Source organism: Sphingomonas sp. P3_C6 (assembly GCF_056402595.1).
In genome coordinates, this window is the sequence record NZ_JBFUHB010000069.1 from 1 (window position 1) to 646 (window position 646).

Genomic DNA, 646 nt, shown 5'->3' on the forward strand with positions numbered 1-646 from the left:
GGTCATCGTGCGCCAATGGCCATAGGGCACTTTGGCATGGAGCCTTTGGCCAACCGGCGCCCAGCCGCGCAACGGCGCCATGTTGGTCTTCGCCCAGGTCTCGTCGATGAAGACGAGGCGCGCTGGATCAAGCCGGCCTTGATACTTCTTCCACTGCTCGCGGCGCCGGGCCACCTGCGGCCGGAGCTGTTCGGCGGGCAGAACGCTTTTTTTTTGAAGCTCAGTCCCTCGGCATGAACAAAGCGCCAGACCTGAACATAGTCGACCTTCACCCCGCGTTCGGCCAGCTCGACCACCAGGCCGCGGAGCGTGAAGTCCGTGGCGGCTCGTTCCAACAGCCAGTCGCGATTGGGGCCAGACAGAATATTGGGCTTGTGACCGCCCATCTGACCGGGGGCTGCGCTACCCGTCTCACGCACACGCCGTACCCATTTGATCGCCGAGCTCGCCGCTACGCCAAAGCGTGCCGCCGCCGCATGGCAGGACATGCTCTCCTCCATCACCGCCGCTACAACCCGCTCGCGCAGGTCCATCGAATAGGGCTTGGCCATGCTAGCTGGCCTCCGATCTCCAGCCAGCATCTTGAATCAGAAAATCAGACCAAAGGGAATCCCATTTGAATCAGTCAAATGTCATCCCGCTCTAG

The 646-nt window shown here is 61.9% G+C and carries 1 pseudogene; it reads right to left on the reverse strand.

Annotated features, from left to right (window positions below):
* A pseudogene (locus AC1DT7_RS24220) lies at positions 1–551 on the reverse strand (transposase); the annotation flags it as partial.
* Between the last annotated feature and the right edge of the window lie 95 nt (positions 552–646).